At 62.7% G+C, this 19,604-nt stretch carries 15 protein-coding genes, 3 tRNA genes and 2 pseudogenes; 5 read left to right on the top strand and 15 right to left on the bottom strand.

The genetic code is table 11. The features are described from left to right. Positions 1-133: 133 nt before the first annotated feature. Positions 134-1,198, bottom strand: a complete 1,065-nt coding sequence (locus RBRH_RS03475) for a glycosyltransferase family 4 protein (RefSeq protein ID WP_013434574.1) — start codon at positions 1,196-1,198, stop codon at positions 134-136. 691 nt (positions 1,199-1,889) lie between these two features. On the opposite strand from RBRH_RS03475, the pseudogene RBRH_RS03470 reads away from it, so the two are divergent. Next, positions 1,890-3,753, top strand: a pseudogene (locus tag RBRH_RS03470) (ABC transporter ATP-binding protein). Between the two features lie 133 nt (positions 3,754-3,886). On the opposite strand, the gene otsA reads toward RBRH_RS03470, so the two are convergent. Together otsA and otsB are read right to left on the bottom strand one after the other, a co-directional pair. Continuing rightward, positions 3,887-5,287, bottom strand: coding sequence for an alpha,alpha-trehalose-phosphate synthase (UDP-forming) (otsA, locus tag RBRH_RS03465; protein WP_041753182.1), 1,401 nt, complete (start codon positions 5,285-5,287; stop codon positions 3,887-3,889). Between the two features lie 34 nt (positions 5,288-5,321). Beyond that, positions 5,322-6,101: a trehalose-phosphatase gene (otsB, locus tag RBRH_RS03460; protein ID WP_041754103.1), complete on the bottom strand. Its 780-nt coding sequence runs from the start codon at positions 6,099-6,101 to the stop codon at positions 5,322-5,324. A 268-nt stretch (positions 6,102-6,369) separates the two neighbouring features. Between otsB and RBRH_RS03455 the strand changes: the two genes are divergently transcribed. After that, on the top strand, positions 6,370-6,999 hold the full coding sequence (locus RBRH_RS03455) for an SCO family protein (RefSeq protein WP_049786353.1): 630 nt from the start codon (positions 6,370-6,372) through the stop codon (positions 6,997-6,999). 58 nt (positions 7,000-7,057) lie between these two features. Here the strand turns inward: RBRH_RS03455 and RBRH_RS03450 are convergent, their stop codons facing one another. The 7 genes from RBRH_RS03450 to uvrC form a co-directional block, all read right to left on the bottom strand. Continuing rightward, positions 7,058-7,477 (bottom strand): MarR family winged helix-turn-helix transcriptional regulator, encoded by a 420-nt coding sequence (locus RBRH_RS03450; protein WP_041754100.1) that lies wholly within the window; start codon positions 7,475-7,477, stop codon positions 7,058-7,060. 26 nt (positions 7,478-7,503) lie between these two features. Continuing rightward, positions 7,504-7,965 (bottom strand): GNAT family N-acetyltransferase, encoded by a 462-nt coding sequence (locus RBRH_RS03445; protein ID WP_013434566.1) that lies wholly within the window; start codon positions 7,963-7,965, stop codon positions 7,504-7,506. Between the two features lie 404 nt (positions 7,966-8,369). Further along, positions 8,370-8,443, bottom strand: a tRNA-Cys gene (locus tag RBRH_RS03440). An 8-nt stretch (positions 8,444-8,451) separates the two neighbouring features. Beyond that, positions 8,452-8,527 (bottom strand) — tRNA-Gly (locus RBRH_RS03435). A 22-nt stretch (positions 8,528-8,549) separates the two neighbouring features. Continuing rightward, a tRNA-Gly gene (locus RBRH_RS03430) sits at positions 8,550-8,625 on the bottom strand. A 136-nt stretch (positions 8,626-8,761) separates the two neighbouring features. Beyond that, positions 8,762-9,349 (bottom strand): CDP-diacylglycerol--glycerol-3-phosphate 3-phosphatidyltransferase, encoded by a 588-nt coding sequence (gene pgsA, locus RBRH_RS03425; protein WP_013434564.1) that lies wholly within the window; start codon positions 9,347-9,349, stop codon positions 8,762-8,764. A 96-nt stretch (positions 9,350-9,445) separates the two neighbouring features. Next, entirely contained in the window at positions 9,446-11,791 is a 2,346-nt protein-coding gene (gene uvrC / locus RBRH_RS03420; protein WP_013434563.1) for an excinuclease ABC subunit UvrC, read from the bottom strand. Between the two features lie 103 nt (positions 11,792-11,894). Between uvrC and earP the strand changes: the two genes are divergently transcribed. The 3 genes and pseudogenes from earP to RBRH_RS03405 all read left to right on the top strand — a co-directional run bounded on the left by earP (position 11,895) and on the right by RBRH_RS03405 (position 15,399). After that, entirely contained in the window at positions 11,895-13,106 is a 1,212-nt protein-coding gene (gene earP, locus RBRH_RS03415) for an elongation factor P maturation arginine rhamnosyltransferase EarP (protein WP_013434562.1), read from the top strand. 97 nt (positions 13,107-13,203) lie between these two features. Continuing rightward, entirely contained in the window at positions 13,204-13,761 is a 558-nt protein-coding gene (gene efp / locus RBRH_RS03410; RefSeq protein ID WP_041753181.1) for an elongation factor P, read from the top strand. A 278-nt stretch (positions 13,762-14,039) separates the two neighbouring features. Further along, positions 14,040-15,399, top strand: a pseudogene (locus RBRH_RS03405) (sigma-54-dependent transcriptional regulator). Between the two features lie 14 nt (positions 15,400-15,413). Here RBRH_RS03405 and nagZ read toward each other — a convergent pair. From nagZ to era, 5 genes are read right to left on the bottom strand one after another with little or no spacing between them, the layout of a single operon-like run. Beyond that, complete coding sequence (gene nagZ / locus RBRH_RS03400) at positions 15,414-16,418, bottom strand: beta-N-acetylhexosaminidase (RefSeq protein WP_041754099.1); 1,005 nt, start codon at positions 16,416-16,418, stop codon at positions 15,414-15,416. A gap of 29 nt (positions 16,419-16,447) precedes the next feature. After that, positions 16,448-16,939: a holo-ACP synthase gene (gene acpS, locus RBRH_RS03395; protein ID WP_232509329.1), complete on the bottom strand. Its 492-nt coding sequence runs from the start codon at positions 16,937-16,939 to the stop codon at positions 16,448-16,450. After that, a complete protein-coding gene (pdxJ, locus tag RBRH_RS03390) occupies positions 16,936-17,700 on the bottom strand; it encodes a pyridoxine 5'-phosphate synthase (protein ID WP_013434557.1) in 765 nt (254 codons plus the stop codon). The genes acpS and pdxJ overlap by 4 nt, the downstream gene beginning before the upstream one ends. Then, positions 17,697-18,623, bottom strand: a complete 927-nt coding sequence (gene recO / locus RBRH_RS03385; protein ID WP_013434556.1) for a DNA repair protein RecO — start codon at positions 18,621-18,623, stop codon at positions 17,697-17,699. Before recO ends, pdxJ begins: the two co-directional genes overlap by 4 nt. Then, the gene (era, locus tag RBRH_RS03380; RefSeq protein WP_049786352.1) at positions 18,610-19,512 is read right to left on the bottom strand and encodes a GTPase Era; all 903 of its coding nucleotides are present in this window, start codon (positions 19,510-19,512) and stop codon (positions 18,610-18,612) included. The genes recO and era overlap by 14 nt, the downstream gene beginning before the upstream one ends. Between the last annotated feature and the right edge of the window lie 92 nt (positions 19,513-19,604).

Here is a 19,604-nt window from a genome sequence, read left to right as displayed (position 1 = left end):
CCAGCGGCACATTATAAGGACTCTTACGGAGCAATGCGGCAATCGCCGCGCAAACAAAAACGCCCACGGCATCGAACACCGTGGGCATTGGAGGAATGCAGCAGGCTCGTCGAACCGGCTCGATGCAGTTTGCTTAGCCGGCGGCGACTTCGCGCAGCACGGTACGACGGCTGCGGCGCAGCAATGCCTTGTACGCATCGACGTAGCGTTGCGCCATCACCTTCGACGTAAAACAGGCCTCGAATGCCGCTCGTACGCCGGCGCGCGGCAGCGTATGCAGCCGATTCACCGCAGCCACCGCGCTCAGTTCATCCTCGACGACAAAGCCCGACACACCGTTCTCGATGACCTCCGGCACGGAGCCGCGCTTGAACGCGATCACGGGCGTGCCGCAAGCCATTGCCTCGATCATGACTAAGCCGAACGGCTCCGGCCAGTCAATCGGGAACAACAACGCATGCGCGCCCGACAGAAACTCGGCCTTCTCGGCTTCCGAGATCTCGCCGATGTACTCGACGTGCGGCAGCGACATCAGCGGCTTGACCTGTTCCTCGTAATAGGCACGATCGGCCTTGTCGAGCTTCGCGGCGATCTTGATCTTCATGCCGCACTGCTGTGCGATCCGGATCGCGGTATCTACGCGCTTTTCCGGCGAAATACGTCCCAGGAAGGCCAGATAGCTCGGCTCGATATCGGTGCGGGGCGTCAGCAGATCGATGGGCAGGCCATGATGTACGGTCGAGAGCCAATTGGCCTGCGGCAACGGATTGCGCTGGTTGTCGGAGATCGACACGACCGGCACGTCGTTGAACACGTTGAAGATCGGCTGCAGCTCAGGCAAGTCGAGCCGGCCGTGCAATGTCGTCAAATGCGGCACCGGCTGGCGCGAAAACAGCGGGAACGGATAGTAGTCGATATGGAAATGCAGTACATCGAACGCTTCCGAGCGTCGGCGCACCTGCTCGAGCAGCAACATGTGCGGCGCCATCGTGTCGCGGATCGACGGATCCAGTCGCAATGCCTGCGGCCATACCGCATCGAGCTTGGCCGACGTTTGCGAATCCCCGCTGGCAAACAGCGTCACATCATGTCCGAGTTCGACCAGCGCTTCAGTGAGATAGGACACGACGCGCTCGGTCCCACCGTACAGCTTTGGAGGAACAGCCTCGTGCAGCGGCGCGATTTGAGCGATTCGCATGTCGGTAAACTCCTAAAAAAGTCAGGCGAAGTGGCTACTTCGTTTTAATACGGCTCAGGCCCCCCGGCTTGCCACCCGGGCCGCCGCGCCTGCGCCATCGGCGCGAGCGCGGCGGCCGGTTTTGCCGCACCGGCACGGTGCGGTTGTACAGTCTCTCGGTCTAATCCGTCTGCCGCGCTCAATGCCATCGTCTTCCGACGGTGGGCAAGCCATAAACGCTCAAGACGTCAAGCCGTTGACTGTTCGGCAAAACTATCTAGGGGCTGACCAGGACTCGATTATCGATGCCGCATAGCACAAATCCTTGCCTGCCTTTCAAAGTCTTTACCTTGTTACAGTATTGATACACTTTGCTAAGCCTTGTTTTAAAAGGCTGTTTTAGATTGTTTGCAGGGCTGGCCACGCGGGCCGGGCGTTGGGCTGCGCGATTTAACGCAACGCAACACGACGCGACGCGCTGGCAGTCAGCGCAGGCTGACTTGTCATTGTATCTTAAAATACAGTCACCTACGGACATGAAATGTCGCTTGCTGGCCACGCCCGATCGGCTGCCGTTGGGGTCCACCACCATACGTGCCCTGGCCTGCCGATTCGCACGTCGCCCGACTGAACCGTTCCCGGCGCGTTTACAATCCCGTCTTTGGCAGCTCGCCTGCCAGGGTCACCACTGTTCGAGGCCACCGCACTCGCCATGGCAAACACCGATTCGACGCTTTACCCCGACCAGAATGAGCGCCTGACGGCGGCCGAACGCAATGCGCGCAATACGCGGCTGGCGAGCTACGCCCATCGTCCGCTGTCGTTCCTGTTTCGCTACATTCGGCGTCATCCGGTCGCGCACGCCACCGTATTGGCAAGCGTATTCGCGGCGGTCGGCTGCGCGCTTGCATCACAGTATGCGATCAAGCATTTAATCGACGTGCTCAGTCACGGCCGCCATCACCCGCTCGAGGTATGGGGCGCGTTCGGGCTGCTGTTCGGCCTGATTGNCGCTGACAACCTGCTATGGCGGGTCGGCGGCTGGGATCTCCGCGCATACGTTCGTGGTCGTCACAGGCGATTTGCGCAAGGACTTGTTCCGCTACCTGAGCGGCCATTCGCCGACCTATTTCGCCGAAAAGCAGCCTGGGATGCTAGCCAGTCGCATCACTGCCACGTCCAACGCGGTCTACACGGCCGAGAACATGATGGCGTGGAATGTGTTGCCACCTTGTATCGCCGTGTGCGGCGCGATCGTGATGATTTTCGCGGTCAACCCCCTGATGGCTAGCACACTGCTGGTGGCCTCCGCCATTCTGGCGATCGTGCTGTTCAAGCTGGCCCGGCGCGGCAGCGCGCATCATCAGGCCTTCGCGACGCGCGCCGCGTCAGTGGACGGCGAGCTGGTCGACGTGATCGGCAACATGGCGCTGGTACGTGCCTTCGGCATGACGCTGCGCGAGCAGCGGCGCTTCGGCATGACCGTGCACGCCGAGATGACCGCACGCCAGCAAAGCCTGCTGTACCTGGAGAAGCTGCGGCTGTTGCACGCGGTGATCACTGCACTGCTCTCGGCCGGGCTGCTCGGTTGGACGCTGTGGCTATGGACACGTGGGCAGGCAACCTCCGGCGACATCGTGCTGGTGAGTTCGCTGGGCTTCACGATCCTGCACGGCACGCGGGACCTCGCGGTCGCGCTGGTGGATGTCACGCAGCATGTGGCAAGGCTGTCCGAAGCCGTGCAGACGCTGCTCGAGCCGCATGACATGCCCGACCGCAACGACGCTACCGAGCTGAGCACGAATGGGGGGTGCGTCGATTTCGAGCAGGTCACGTTCGCATATCCACGACGCCGCCCGATTCTCGATCATTTCGAATTGCATATCGAACCGGGTCAGCGGGTTGGGCTGGTGGGCAAGTCCGGCGCCGGCAAGTCCACCGTACTGGCGCTGCTGCAGCGCTTTTACGAGCCGCAGGGCGGCGTGATCCGGATCGACGGACAGGACATCTCACGCATCACGCAGGACAGCCTGCGCAGCGCCATCGCGCTGGTGCCGCAGGATATTTCGCTGTTCCATCGAACCGTGTATGAGAATATCGCCTATGGCCGGCCCGAGGCGTCCCGCGAGGAAGTGCTCGCCGCCGCGCGCGAAGCCCGCTGCACGGACTTCATCGAGACCATGCCAGACGGGTTCGAGACGATCGTTGGCGACCGTGGCGTCAAGCTCTCTGGCGGACAGCGCCAACGCATCGCGATCGCTCGCGCCATTTTGAAGGACGCCCCGATCCTGCTGCTGGACGAAGCAACGTCCGCACTGGACAGCGCATCCGAGGAAGCGATCCAGCAGGCGCTGGACCGGCTGATGCGGGGCCGCACCGTGGTGGCGATCGCGCACCGGCTCTCGACGCTGCAGAACTTCGACCGAATCATCGTGATGAGCGCGGGCAAGGTCATCGACGATGGCACGCCGGACGAGCTGAAGAATCGGCCCGGCCCGTATCGCGACTTGCTGACAAAGCAATTGGGACGCGCTGCAGCCCATGCCCACGAACCGAGACTCGTCGAGCACGCTTAACGAGACTGGCGCGTCCCTGGCCACAAGGTTAGCGCGTCTCTGGCGGGGCTCGGCCCGCGCAGTCGCCCCACCGCTGCGTGTGGGCGTCGCTGCGTATACGTCGCTGCCGCCCTCTTCGACGGCGTGCTTGCTGTCAGCCTGTGGCCGGCGCCAGCAAGCGCAGGTCGCCGAGGAAGTGATCGCGCCATACAGATACGTTATTCTCACGCAACTGCGTCATCATATCCGCGTGACGCTGCCGCCGCTCAAACAGCGGCATGCTCAGCGCGCGATCTAGGGCGTCGGCCATGCCCGCGAGGTCGGCGGGATTGACAATCAACGCGCCGTGCAGTTCCTGCGCGGCGCCAGCGAAGCGTGACAGCACCAAAACGCCCGGATCGTCGGGATCCTGCGCGGACACATACTCCTTGGCCACCAGATTCATGCCGTCGCGCAGCGGTGTCACGTAGCCGACATCGGATATCCGGAACAACGCAGCCAGCACCTGTCGCTCGTACTGCCGGTGAATGTAGCGGATCGGCGCCCAATCCAACTCGGCAAAACGTCCGTTGATCCGGCCCGCCTCCGCCTCGAGCTGCAGCCGGATGTCCTGGTACGCATTCATGTCAGCGCGGGTCGGTGGCGCGATCTGCACGAACGACACCTTGTTGCGGCGCGCAGGCGTCGCCTCAAGCAGCTTCTCGAACGCACGGAACCGCTCCACCAGCCCTTTCGAATAGTCTAGCCGGTCCACGGCCATGATCAGTTGTCGCTCGTGCAGCGTTGCCTTCAGATTGCGCACGTAGCTAGCGCTCTCGCCGACCGCAGCCAATTGCGCAATCTCGTCCGGATAAATGCCGATCGGATAGGCGCCGGCGCGCAGCGTGCGATCATACGCTCGCACGCTGCATACCCTGGCGTCAATACGACGTTCGACCTGCCCATGTGCCTCATGCTCGATGTAATCGACGAAGGCACGCAGATCCCCTTCTGTCTGGAAGCCGACCAAATCGAAGCAACACAGCGCCCGCATCAGTTCCTCATGCGGCGGGACGGTCAACAGCAACTGCGCGGGCGGAAACGGAATATGAAGAAAAAAGCCGATACGGTTCGCCACGTGCCGAGCACGCAGCGCCTCGGCAAACGGAATCAGATGATAGTCGTGGACCCAGATCACATCATCGGGCCGGATCAGCGGCACCAACTGGTCCGCCAGCCATCGATTGACCCGGCGGTAACCGTCAAACTCCTGCCGCTCAAAATGGGCAAGGTCGCAGCGATAGTGGAATGTCGGCCATAGCACCGCGTTCGAAAAGCCGCGATAGTATTGCTCGTAGTCGCGCCGGGACAACGCGATCGTCGCAAAGGTCACCGGGCCACGCTCCTCGAGCTTGATCGGCTCGATCGGGCCGGACTGCGTGTCGCCACTCCAGCCGAACCACATGCCACCGGTCTCTTTTAGCGCGTCATAGACGCCGATCGCCAGTCCGCCGGCGGCGGGCCCTCCCTCGGAAATCGGCGCAACCCGGTTTGAAACGATGATCAACCGGCTCATGCGGCACCGTACAAGTCGCCGTGCATCTGGCGGTTCATGCGCGCAGTGGCCGCGCGCCAATCAGCGTCGCGAGCCAATCGCGGAATGCGGCGACCGAAGGGACCCTGGCGCCGGCCCGCGTATCGCCGTCACCAATCTTGATCGACACGCCGCCGCGCGCATTGACCACGTCGAAGCCCTTTTCGTCCGTCAGGTCATCGCCCGCAAAAACCGGCACGCGACCCGCGAACGGCGGCTCGTCGAGGAATGCCGCGATCGCCCGCCCTTTGTCGACGTGCTTCGGCTTGATTTCGTACACCATCTTGCCGGGCTGCAGCACATACGCATCGCTGTATTCAACGCACAACCGCTCGGTCTCGCGTCGTGCCACCGGCTCTCGATCCGGCGCATTCCGATAGTGCAGCGCAAGCGCCGCGCCCTTGATCTCGAGCAACATGCCGGGATTATTACCGACCACACGCTCGAGCTCCCGTTCGATGCGCGCGAGTCGTGGATCGTTGAACCCCACGCGCAACACGCCGCCATTCGCATCGCGCCGCTCCGCGCCATGCAACCCCGCGATGGGCAGGTTTGCCAGCGCGTCCGACGCGAGCAGCATGTCAATGCTGTCGATGCCGCGACCGGACACCACCGCAAGCGCGCCGTGCGATGCTTGCCGCAACCCGCCTAGCAACTGGATGAGCACCGGTTCGACAACCACACGATCCGGCGCCCCCGCCAGTTCCACCAGCGTGCCATCGAAATCGAAGAAAAATGCTGCTTCAAGCGGGTTGACGTGAGGCAGTGCGGCAAATGAATCGGATAAGCGTTGCATCGAATGGATAGTCTGGATCAAAGAGACAGCGGCGCAGGACGATGCCCCATCGACGGGCATCACGCACGTTGCCGCATCGTCCGCCTTATTGTCGTGGCATCTTACCGCAACGGCAACGCGCGGCATATTGCCCCACCGCCGTGCATGGGTCGCCGTGCGCAACGAAATGCGCTAAAGTACCCCATTCGGTGGATGCGTCGATACGCTCCGCGCCAAGTCCCTACCCGTGTTCCGTTTGCCGATGTCCATCCCGTTGCCCCGATCGCGTATGCGCATTCCGCGCGCGCCCCGCCGCCAATCGGTGCTGCGCCACACCGTGCTCGCCGCGTGCGTCGGCCTATTGGTGACATTGTCAGCGTGCACGCGGGATAACGGCCAATGGAAACTGACCAACGTCTCTGGCCACCTGCCGGATCTTGGCTTCTCGCTGCAGGCAGACAACGGGCAGACTGTGTCCGGCGCGTCGTTCGCCGGCAAAACCACGCTAGTCTTCTTTGGCTATACGCATTGTCCGGATGTATGCCCGGAGACCATGGCCCGGCTGATGCAAGTTGTCGAGCAATTGGGCGACGACGCCCGCGACGTGCGCATTCTGTTTATTTCGGTCGATCCCCACCGGGACACGCCGCAGACATTGCATACCTACGTGCAGGCGTTCGATCCACAGCACGTGGTCGGCCTGAGCGGCTCCGAAAAACAGATCGCTAATTTGGCACGACGCTATCGCGTCGCGTACCAGGCCGAGAAACCCGACGGCAACGGAAGCTACGAGGTCACGCACAGCTCAGCGGTCTATGTGTTCGATCGTACCGGCCGCGCGCGCCTGCTCGCTACCGCATCCGACTCCGCCAACATGATCACCAACGACTTGAAACACCTGATCAAGCAAACGTCCTGACGCCGCTGCATCGCCGAGCTGTGCACGCGCGATGCACGTCGCATCGCGCGAGGCTGGTTCAGTAATCGAGATCGGGTACTTTGAACATGCCGCGTAGCGCCTTAAGTTCCGCGCGATGCAGCGACGCAAGATGACCCAGCACGTGCTCGCCTTTCTTCAAAAGATGCACCTGGACCTGTCGCCGGTCCACTTCACTTTGCACGCGCTTGACCAATTCCAACGCCTCGCAGCGCGTGACCAGCGCCACCACGCCATGCGGCTGGGCTTGCAGCCGTTCAGCCAACTCACCGATGGTCGCCCACTCGCGCCCCGGGAAACCCTTGACATGCAATAGCAGCAGGTATTGCAACGGTGTAATGCCTTCACTTTGCGCAGCGTTTTCCGAAAAACGTTGGAACCGCCGCATTTGGTAGCGGAACTCGGACAACGTTTCAAAATCCTGCTTGGTCAGGACAGCGCTTGTAGTAGCGTTCTTCATCTTGTTGGCGCAAAGGCGGTCATCAGTCACGGACGACGCATCCAGACATGCGCAATGCCATCGTCATCATGCTCGTCGGAGATCGGCTCGAATCCGAACCCGCGGTAGAAGCGCTGCAAGTGCGCCTGCGCGTGCAGCCGCACCGCCGTGTTTGGCCAGCGCGAGCCGATATGGTCGAGCGCCTGGGCCATCAACGCGCGGCCCAGCCCATCGCCGCGATGGCGCGGCGAAGTCAGCACACGACCGATGACGCGATCGGCGCGCTCATCGTGCTGCGCGGCGGACAGCACCCGGAGATAGCCCGCGCACGGACAGCCCGGCAAGCGCGTATCGCGCGCAAACAGATGCCACGCCTGCCAATCAAGTTGATCGATATCGCGATAAATGCACCGTTGCTCGACGACGAAAACCTCACTGCGCACGTCCAACATGTCGTAGACGTCAGCCGCGCTCAACTCGGCGAAGTGCCGGAAACTCCATTCGATCATTTCATCCGTTTATTCCAGCGTGCACGGGTTGCACAGGGCCTCAAAGGTAGACGTGCGCCACCATGGCACGCCGGTACGCCGGCGTCATGCAGGTGGCACGACCGCTACCATTGTCGCATGATGCCTGCGCATGCACGCGTGAGCATCATGCGCTGCCCGTCGCCAACTGCCTGCCATATCGGTCGCCGTACTGGGGAAGCCGCCGTGCACGAGGTGAACGCCAACGACGTCATTGCCCTAGCCGCGGCGATACACGGCGTCGACGCGGTCGTTAGCAGCACACGCTTTTCGACGTTGAAGGCCGCTACACTGCTGGCAGCGCTGAAGATAGCAAGCGTCAAGCAACTGGTCGTCGTAGGGGGCGTGGCGCAAACAAAAAACCCCCTGAAAATTAGGGGGTTGTCTGGAGGCGCGAGCCGGAGTCGAACCGGCCTAAACGGCTTTGCAGGCCGCTGCATAACCGCTTTGCTATCGCGCCATGGCACCTGGAGCGGGAGACGAGTCTCGAACTCGCGACCTCAACCTTGGCAAGGTTGCGCTCTACCAACTGAGCTACTCCCGCAAGCATGAGCTACTATGCGTCGTGGAGCGGGAGACGAGTCTCGAACTCGCGACCTCAACCTTGGCAAGGTTGCGCTCTACCAACTGAGCTACTCCCGCACGATGCTGTCGCCGTTCACGCGTTGGCGTGTTCAGCGAAGTTCGAGATTATGCTGAAAGCGACGCACAGTGTCAAGGACCGAGGCCGATAAAAAAATCCGGGCCATCGCAGAAATGCCCGTTCCGCTCCAACCCGTCATGCGGCCCGATCGCGGATCTGCGGCCAGGCCAGCTTCATGTAATAGAACATCGACCAGATCGTCAGCACGGCCGCCAAGTAGATCAGCCACTCGCCCACGACGCGCGTGTTGATCGCGAACTGCCCCGGCACGCCAATTGGCGCATAGTACAGCAGCATTGGAATCGCGATCATTTGGCACGCGGTCTTGAACTTGCCTAGCGAATTGACGGCGACGCTCTTAGATGCGCCGATCTGCGCCATCCATTCACGCAGCGCGGAAATCGTGATCTCACGGCCCACGATCACCAGCGCAATGGCCGAATCGAGCCGCATCAAGTGCACCAGCACCAGTAACGCAGCGGTCACCATCAGCTTGTCCGCAACCGGATCAAGAAAGGCACCAAATGCCGAGGTTTGGTTGAGCTTGCGCGCGAGAAATCCATCGAACCAATCGGTCAACGCCGCCAGGATGAAGATGGCCGCAGCCGCTTCGTTCTTGTCCTGCGCGATCAGCATCGTGTCCGGCAGATAGTACACGCCAACAATCAACGGGATCAGCACGATCCGTAGCCACGTCAGGAAAATCGGTAAATTAAAAGGCATCGAAACGAACGGGCGATGAAAGGTTGCGCAGAATTGTCATTGTGCCGCGTGATCCGGCGCGTCACAAGCAAGCGACCCGCGCGCCGGCCGCCATGCTCAATGCAATTGATGGTAAATCTGCTCGGCCAGTGCGCGCGACACGCCCTCGACACTGGCCAATTCGTCGATGCTGGCGGACATCACGCCGCGCAGCCCGCCAAAGCGCGCGAGCAATCGCTGCCGTCGCTTCGCCCCAACCCCCTCAAGCTCCTCCAGGCGCGAGCTGTGCCGCGCCTTGGCGCGCTTGGCCCGCATCCCAGTGATGGCAAAGCGATGCGCCTCGTCGCGAATCTGCGCGACCAGCATCAGCGCAGCACTCTCCTTGCCCAACTCGAGCGGCGCCCGCCCGTCCGCGAAGACCAAAGTCTCAAGACCGACCTTGCGACCCTCACCTTTCGCGACCCCGACCAGTATGCCGGCATCCAGTCCCAGTTCCGTGAAAACCTGACGGGCGATCTCGACCTGCCCCTTGCCGCCGTCGATCAGCACAATATGCGGCAGCACGCCAGCACCCGCGACCGCACCCGCCTGCGCCGCGGGCTGCGCGTCGCGGGCGGGTGCGGCGTCGCGAGCCGGTGGTTGCACGTCGGCCGGCAAAGTCGATGATGCGCCGGCCAACTGCGATACGACCTTTTCATAGCGCCGCGTGAGCACCTGCCGCATAGCGGCGTAGTCATCACCCGGCGTGATCCCCGTGATGTTGTAGCGTCGGTACTCGGCGGACTGCATCTTATGATGGTGATAGACGACACAGGAGGCCTGGGTCGCCTCGCCCATCGTGTGCGAGATGTCAAAGCACTCGATGCGCAATGATGACAAGTCCTCCAGGTCAATTGACAACACCTGGGCAAGCGCGCGCGTACGGGCCTGCTGGGAACCCTGCTCGGACAGCAGCCGGGCGAGCGCGAGTCGTGCATTCTGCTCGGCCATCGATAGCCATGCCCGCTTCTGGCCTTGCGGCTGGCGGATCAGCGAGACCTTGTGCCCGCACTGCTGCGCTAGCACGTCAACCAACTCACGCGTGGCCGGCGCATGGCTGACGATGATTACGGGCGGCACCGGATGGCCAATATAGTGCTGTGCGATAAACGCGTCCAGCACCTCTGCCTCGATGCCATCCCGCGCCGCCTTCCGTGTGCTACGGTCCGCCGCCAGGACATCGGCTGCCGCAGTGCTGGCTGCCGGGATGGCGGCTGTCGTCACTTCCAACCCATCGCCGGCCTCGGATCCACCATCCACCTCGGATCCATTGCCCAACTCGGATCCAGCGCTCGCCTCGGATCCACCGCCCGCCTTGGACCCATTGCCCACCTCCGATTCGTTGCCCGCCTCGGACCCGTCACCGGCTTCCGGCACCTCGGCAACTTCCGCGCCGTCTTCGGCATCGTGCCCAGCGGCGGTTGTCGGCGCCTGACCCACCGACAACCTATCGGCGACGCACGCCGTCTGCATAGCTTCCTCGACGCTGAGTTCGTGCGGCGCGGCCAGCGCGGTCTCGACGTGGGATGGGAAATAAGCCTTGTCGCCGAGATGGCGTCCGCCACGTACCATGGCCAGGTTCACGCACACGCGCCCTCCTTGCGCGACCACCGCCAGGATGTCGGCATCGCCGCTGCCACGCTCGGCGCCGACCTCGATCGCCTGCTGGTGCAGCACCTTGGACAGCGAACTCATCTGGTTGCGTACCGCGGCCGCCTGCTCGAATTTCAACTCGGCCGCGTAACCATGCATCTTGTCCTCCAGTTCGTTCATCACCTCACGCTGACGCCCCTGCAGAAAGCGCGCCGCGTTCGTCACGTCGCGCGCATAGTCTTCGTCACTGATTGCGCCGACACAAGGCGCAGTGCACCGGCCGATCTGATGCAGCAGGCAGGGGCGGGTACGGTTGCTAAAGACTGAGTCCTCGCAGGTTCGCAATTGGAATACGCGCTGCAGGATCTGGATGCTCTCGCGCACCGCCCAGGAACTCGGGAATGGGCCAAAATACTGGTTGTTCTTGTCGACCGCGCCACGGTAGTACGCCATGCGCGGGAAGCGATGCCCAGTGAGCTTCAAGTACGGGTACGACTTGTCGTCGCGAAACAGAATGTTGTAGCGCGGCGTCAATGCCTTGATCAGATTGTTCTCCAGCAGCAGTGCCTCTGCTTCGGAGCGGGTCACCGTGGTTTCGATGCGCGCGATGCGCTGGACCATCAACGCGATACGCGGCGACACTAGCGTCCTGGTGAAATAGCTCGATACACGCTTTTTCAAGTCGCGCGCCTTGCCCACGTACAGCACGGCGCCTTGTGCGTCGTAGTAGCGATACACGCCGGGCAGGTGCGGCAACTGTGCAATGACACTTTTAGGGTTGAAACCCCTATCGGGCTCGGCAACGGACACAGGGGCAGACGGTTCAGTCATGTAGCCAATACCGGATCAGTCCCGTGCGCTGCACGGAATCTGTGCTCTAAAATAAACAGTTTAGATCATTCGTCAAGCGGCCTGCGCGTCGCGCACGCATCCCATGTCCTCCTGCCCCGACCTGCTCGTCGGCGCGCGTGCGCCACTCACGTGCGACATTTTCTGCACGGTAATCGACAATTTTGGCGACGCCGGCGTCTGCTGGCGGCTGGCCCGGCAGTTGGCGAATGAATACGGCTGGCAGGTGCGTCTATTCATCGACGAGTTGGCCACGCTCGCGCGTCTGGCGCCTGGGCTGGATGCCGAGCGTGAGCGGCAAGTGCTGGCCGGCGTCGCCATCGAGCACTGGCATGAGCCCCAGTTCGCTGAACCTGGCGCGGCGGTACTAAACATCGCCGATGTCGTCATCGAGGCATTCGCCTGTGATCTGCCGGCGTCATACGTTGCTGCGATGGCGCAACGCTCGTCGCGGGTAGTTTGGATCAACCTTGAATACCTGTCATCGGAAGACTGGGTGGCAAACTTTCACTTGCGCGCGTCGCCCCATCCCCGCCATGCGCTGGCCAAGACGTTCTTCTTCCCCGGCCTCGGCGCCCACACCGGCGGAGTGCTTTGCGAGCAAGACCTGGACGCGCAGCGCCGCGCATTCGTTGAATCGGCGGCCGAACGGGCAGGCTGGTGGACGGGGCTCGGGCTGCCGCAGCCCGATCCGGCCGCCACGGTCGTATCGCTGTTCTCCTACGAGAATCCCGCCCTCGACGCGCTGCTCGAGCAATGGCGCGATGCGACGGATCCGTTGGTGCTATTGGTTCCACAGGGACGGATCTCCAGCTCCGTAGCGCGATTCTTCGGTCATCCTGCAGGAGCGCGCGCATTCGCGGCGGGCACCAGCGCGAGCGCAGGCGCGCTGAGCGCGCATGCGTTGCCATTCACCGACCAACGCGGCTACGATCGACTGTTGTGGAGCGCCGATATCAACTTCGTGCGTGGCGAGGATTCGTTCGTGCGCGCGCAGTGGGCACGCAAGCCGTTCGTCTGGCACATCTATCCACAGGCGGATGATGCGCATCTGCCGAAGCTGGACGCGGCCCTCGCGCATATCGGCTCGGCGCTGGAGCCGCGCGCGCGCGACGCATTGACGCGTTTCTGGCACGCATGGAACGGCAATTCAACGCATGGCATGCCCGATTGGCAGGATTTCATCCAGCACCGGGAAGCGTTCGCGGCACGCGCGCACGCATGGGCGGACGAGCTAGCCGCCGTTGGTGATCTAGCCGGGCATCTGGCCGCATTTGCCCAAAATACGTTAAAATAGTGGGTTTTCAAGAGCTTAGGCTCGCCTGCCGGACTGCCCAATGCGGGGGCGTGCCGTCAGTCATTCGCCATACCCATTTATCGGACAGGACAGTGTTATGAAGACCGCTCAAGAACTGCGTACGGGCAACGTCATAATGATCGGCAACGATCCCATGGTCGTGCAAAAGACCGAGTACAATAAGTCGGGCCGCAACGCCGCGGTCGTCAAGCTGAAGCTGAAGAACCTGCTGACCGGCGCGGGCAACGAGTCGGTGTACAAGGCCGATGACAAGTTCGACGTGGTCGTGCTCGACCGCAAGGAAGTCACCTATTCGTACTTCGCTGATCCGATGTATGTCTTCATGGATGCGGACTACAATCAGTACGAGGTCGAAAGCGAGATGATGGGCGATGCGTTGCACTATCTCGAGGATGGCATGACGTGTGAAGTGGTGTTCTACAACGACAAGGCGATCTCAGTCGAGTTGCCGACCACGCTGGTGCGCGAAATCGTCTATACGGAACCTGCGGTCAAGGGCGATACGTCGTCCGGTAAGGTACTCAAGAATGCCAAGCTGGCTACCGGCTTTGAATTGCAAGTGCCGCTATTTTGCAACATCGGCGACAAGATCGAGATTGACACGCGTACACACGAGTACCGCAGCCGCGCGTAACAACGCGCCGAATATTCCCCATGCCGCAACGCAAGCGCTCCAACTGGAGCGCTTTTTGTTTACAGGGGCCAATGCTACGCGACGCGACACTGCTGCGCAGCGGTGGAAAAATTTACGCGCCAAACGGGAAAAATTTGCCGCTTCGGGGTCGTACGCGAGTCACCCTGTTACAGCAACGCATTGATTGGTAAAGTGCTACGAATTGGCACGAAGCATGCTCACCCCGAACCGCCACCGCAGCGCTCAAAAATTCGCCGCAGATCATACCTCTTCGCGCTATGCCACACGCCCTAATCGTTGAAGACGACCCTAACAGCCTGTCGGGATTGTCGGCCATTCTGAGTACTGATGGCTTTTCCGTCGACACGGCAGCCACGCTCGTAGAAGCGCGCGCCGCGTTGCAGCGGTTTATTCCCGATGTGGTGCTGGTCGACTTAAACCTGCCTGACGGCAGTGGGCTAGACGTGCTGCACTCGCTGCCGTCTCAGCCGGACGGCGCGACGCCGGTCATCGTAATGACCGGTAACGCGACGGTAGAAAGCGCGATCGAAGGGCTACGCCACGGCATTTGGGATTACCTACTCAAACCAGTCAATATCCCGCGATTGCGCAGCCTGCTGGCGCGCATTCCGCGCCCATACGAGCTTACCGAGGAAGTCCAAAACCTGCGTGCGGCATTGCGGCGGGTCGGCCGCTTCGGCTCAATGATTGGCCGCGGTGCGGCGATGCAACAGGTCTATGACACGATCGAGCGTATCGCGCCGACAGAGGCAGCGGTGCTGATCGTCGGCGAGCCGGGAACAGGCAAGGAGATTGCCGCGCGAACGCTGCACGAGATGAGCCGTCGCAAGAAAAGCCCGCTGGTGAAGCTGGACGGCGCGGCGGCCAGTCACGCAGGCGCTGAGCCGTGGGAAAGCATGCTATTCGGTCACCAGCGCGGCGCATTCGATGGGGCGGAGACGAACGAAGCCGGCGTGCTGGAACGAGCGGCCGGTGGCACGCTGTTCATCGACCGTGTCGATCTGCTGCCCGCCGCGCAGCAGGAAGCACTCGCACGAGCGCTGGGCGTGCGCACGTTCCGCCGGATGGGCGGCACCACCGATCTGAAGCGCCGACTTCCGGGTGGTGGCGGCCACCGTCGAATCGCCGCAGCAGGCGCTGGCCCGCGGCACGCTGCGCGCCGACCTGCTGCAACGGCTGAACGTGGCGCCGTTGATATTGCCGCCGCTGCGCGAGCGCGGCGAGGACATCGAACTGTTGGCCACTTATTTCGTCGACGTGCTGAACCAACGCCACGAGTCGGTCAAGCGGCTCAGCCCGCTCTGCGTGCACGAGCTGTTCCAATACGAGTGGCCGGGCAACGTGCGTGAATTGCGCGACGTGATCGAGCGTGCACATCAGGCGTCCGAGGACATGATCGAAAGCTTGTCGCCGAACAATGAAGGCGGTCGCACTGGCCGTTCGCTATCGAGCAACCAGGTGCAGATCGCGGTCGGCACACCGCTTGCCGATGTCGAGGAGATGTTGATCCGCGCCACGCTCGATGCGGTGGGCGGCACCCGGCATCGGGCGGCGACGCTGCTCGGCATCAGCCCCAAGACGCTGTACAACAAGCTTCAGCGAATGAAGGTGACCTAAGCCGGCCATCCCGTTCACCGCAGACTGTCGATCAGCTCGCGCGCTTGGCAATAGTCGGGTTGGCGCATCAGTTCGCTCCACTTTGGCGCGCCGCCGCGGGGTGCGAGCCGCTTGATGCGGCGCCGGGACGCCGTATCGATGACGCGCGCGCGCAGGCGCTGCAGCACATCGTCGGCGTCTTCGGGACGATTGCACACGAGCACCATGTCGCATCCGGCATCGAGCGCCGCGTGCGCGGCCTCGGCGGTGGTCCCGGCCTGGCGCGCCGCCTCCATCGACAAATCGTCGCTGAAGATCACGCCATTGAACCCAAGCCTGCCGCGCAGGATCTGCTGCAGCCACACGCCCGAGAAGCCGGCCGGCCGGGCATCGACGGCCGGATAGACGACGTGGGCCGGCATCACCGCGGCCAGCGACAGCCCAAGCCATTGATACGGCTGCGCATCGCAGCCGAGAATCTCGTCGAGCGCGCGGGTATCGACAGGCGCCTCGACATGCGAATCCGCCTCCACGTAGCCGTGCCCCGGAAAGTGCTTGCCGCAGGCTGCCATTCCGGCCAGCGCCAAGCCATGTGCGACGCTTTTGGCCAACAGCGCGACGACGCGCGGATCCGCGTGGAACGCGCGATCGCCGATCGCCTTCGCGTGCCCGTAGTCGAGGTCAAGCACCGGTGCAAAGCTCAAGTCGAGGCCGCTCGCGCGCAACTCCGATGCCATCACATAGCCGATCGCCGTGGCCACTCGAATCGCCGCGAGTGCATCGTCGTTCCATAACGCGCCCAGGACGCGCATCGGCGGCAGCGACGTGAACCCATCCTCCCGGAAACGCTGCACGCGCCCGCCCTCTTGGTCCACCGCAATGATCACGTCGTCGCGCACATCGCGGATTGCGCCGGTCAGCTCGAGCAGTTGCGCGCGGCTTGCATAATTGCGGGCGAACAAAATCACGCCGCCGGTCAGCGGATCGGCGATCCGGCGGACATCGTCACGACTCAACGAAGTGCCGGCGACATCGAACATCACCGGACCATATTGGCACTTGCGATTGTTCAACTCGGGTTCCTGAGGTCGGTTGCGTGCCGCTCCATCGGCCCGGCATCGGGGCCCTCCATGGACGCGCCGACTTCGGCAATGACGAACGACACCGCATAATCGCGTTCGTCGCTGACGGATACGCGTGCGCTAAGTCCGCGCTCGGCCATCCACCGGGCCAGCTCGCCCGACGCGACGAGCACCGGCTTGCCGCTCTTCTCGTTGAGCGTCTGCACCGCGCGCCACGTCATTGGCCAATGCATACCGAGCCCGATCGCTTTGGAGAACGCCTCCTTCGCGCTGAAGCGCGTGGCCAAGAACGCCACGCCGCGCACGTGCGAGCGTGCCGCGCGCACGCGATAGACCGCCAGTTCCTGCGGACCGAGGATTTTCTCGGCAAAGCGGCCACCGGTACGCTCCATCACGGCGGCGATGCGACTGACTTGCACGATGTCCGTGCCGATCCCATAGACGGCGCGGGGCACCATCGGCGCGGCTGCGGTGCTCATGCGCGCGTGCCCACGCGCGACGCAACGATGATCGCCTTCATCTCCCGCACGGCGTTGTCCCATCCCGCAAAAATGGCATGCGCAACGATGGCATGGCCGATGTTCAACTCGGCAATGCCATCGAGCGCGGCAATGCGCTGCACGTTGGTATAGTGCAGGCCGTGACCGGCATTGACTTTCAGGCCCAGCGACAGCCCCAAGTCAACACCCGCGGCAATCCGCTCGAATTCCTGTGACTGCCGAGCGTCATCATCCGCGTCAGCGTAGCGTCCAGTATGTAGCTCAATCACCGGCGCGCCGCTTTCGTGGGCCGCCCGAATCTGCTCCGGCTCGGCGTCGATAAACAGCGATACGCGCGTGCCCGCATCGGCCAGTTGCCGGCTCGCCGCCTTGACTGCGTCGAAGTGTGTAACCACGTCCAATCCGCCTTCGGTGGTCAGCTCGGCGCGCTTTTCCGGTACCAGGCAAACGTCGTGTGGGCGCACGTCACAGGCGATGTCGAGCATTTCCTGCGTCAACGCGCACTCCAGGTTCATTCGAGTCTTGAGCAACGGCCGCAACGCGCGCACGTCGGCATCGACGATATGGCGGCGGTCCTCGCGCAGATGCAGCGTGATCGCGTCGGCGCCGGCAGCCTCAGCTTGCAGCGCCGCGCGCAGCGGGTCAGGATACGCCGTACCACGCACGTTGCGTAACGTAGCGACATGGTCGATGTTGACACCCAACTCGATAACAGGCGTTGGCGACGAGAAGATGTTCATAGGTTTTGCAAGTCGATCAGGATCTGGCGCGTCGCAAGCGGCGCGCCGCCAAGATAAGTATTCAGCAAAAAACGCATCAGGGTCTTGCTCTGCGCGACGGTCTGCGCACGCGAATAATCGTCGCGCTCCATGTCAAGCAGCGTTTGCCCGGCGATGACCGGCCCGCGCAACGCGTGCGCGTCAGGCTCGAGCATCTCGACGTCGCATACGCCCCGCTCGGGGTCGAACACATACGAGCGCCCGGCCACGACATTCTGCCTCGCCACGGTCCGATCGAGCGACATGGCATAGCCGGTCTCACGCAGTAAGACGCGCTCGAACGAGCGCAATACCTGCACCGCCGGTTCGTCATGCGCGAGCCGCGTCAACGTCAGCAAGTAATGGTCGAACAACGCGGTATGCGGATCTTCCCGTGCACAGAATCTGACGAGCAACTCGTTGACGTAAAAGCCACACAGCAGTGCATCACCGGCGAGCGGACGCATCCCGCCGACCCATTCAGCCCGGGTCAAGGTCCGCATTTCGGACTTGCCGGTCCATGACAGCGCGAGCGGCTGAAACGTTTGCAGCACGCCGCGCAGCGCCGAATGCGGCCGCTTCGCCCCCTTTGCGACGAGCGCGAGACGGCCGTGCATGCGCGTGAACACGTCGATGATCAGGCTCGTCTCGCGATACGGGTAAGTGTGCAACACGAAGCCCGGCTGCTCGGCGATACGGTGGCCCGAGCGCGGCGCGGCGGCGCGGCGACGGGTCGGCGCGGTGTCATCTGGCGCGGACCGCGCAACATCGCCCGACGCACCTGACGCACCTGACGCACCCGACGCGCCCGGCGGCGCACCATCGGGCGCCAGCCCGGGTGCCACGCCGGCATCGAGTTGCCCGGCCTCCTCTGGTTGACCCGGCCAGACGTCACTCGTACCCATAGGCGCGCAATCCCGCCTCGTTGTCCGCCCAGCCGCTCTTGATCTTCACAAACGTCTCCAGATAAACTCGACCATCGAAGAGCTGTTCCATGTCGAGGCGCGCCTCGGTGCTGATCTGCTTCAGCTTCGCGCCCTTCTGCCCGATAATCATCGCCTTGTGACTGTCACGATCGACGAGGATCGTTGCAAAAATCCGCCGCAGTCGGCCTTCCTGCTCGAACTTGTCGATCAGTACCGTACTCGTGTAGGGCAACTCGTCTCCGGTCCAGCGGAAGACTTTCTCCCGCAGGATCTCGGCCGCCAAGAATCGCTCGCTGCGGTCGGTCAACTCGTCCTCGCCATAGATCGGCTCACCGAGCGGCAACGACGGCCGCAAGATCTTCAACAGCCGCGTGATGTCGTCCGGCTGCTTCGCGCTCATCGGTACGACGTCACGGAACGCGCGCAGTGCCGCTGTGCTTTTCAAAAATGGCAGCAGCGCGCTCTTGTCCGAAAGCTTGTCGATCTTGTTCGCTAACAGCACCGTCGGCACCGACGGCGGGATCAATTCCAGCACCCGCTGGTCGTCGGGCCCATAACGGCCAGCCTCGACCACGAACAGCACGACGTCCACCGAGGTCAGCGTCGAGGTGACCGCGCGGTTCAACGAGCGGTTCAGCGCCGAGCCGTGCCGGGTCTGGAAGCCGGGCGTGTCGACAAAGATGAATTGCGCATCGTCCAGCGTGCGGATACCCGTAATCCGGTGCCGCGTGGTTTGCGCCTTGCGTGACGTGATGCTGACCTTTTGCCCGACGAGGGCGTTCATCAACGTCGACTTGCCGACATTGGGTCGCCCGACGATCGCGATCATGCCGCAACGGAAACCAGTTTGTTCAAGAGTTGAATTCATGGCAAGCGGACCTGCAGAAAATATCGCTGACGTGGGCGCGTAGCGCCCGACCTCGGCTGTCGGGTTCAAAGGGTAAAGCGCGGGCAGGCCAT

It is taken from the genome of Mycetohabitans rhizoxinica HKI 454, from assembly GCF_000198775.1.
GTDB lineage: Bacteria > Pseudomonadota > Gammaproteobacteria > Burkholderiales > Burkholderiaceae > Mycetohabitans > Mycetohabitans rhizoxinica.
Note: the sequence above shows the minus strand (reverse complement) of the source record. Positions and strands in the feature narration are given on the sequence as shown.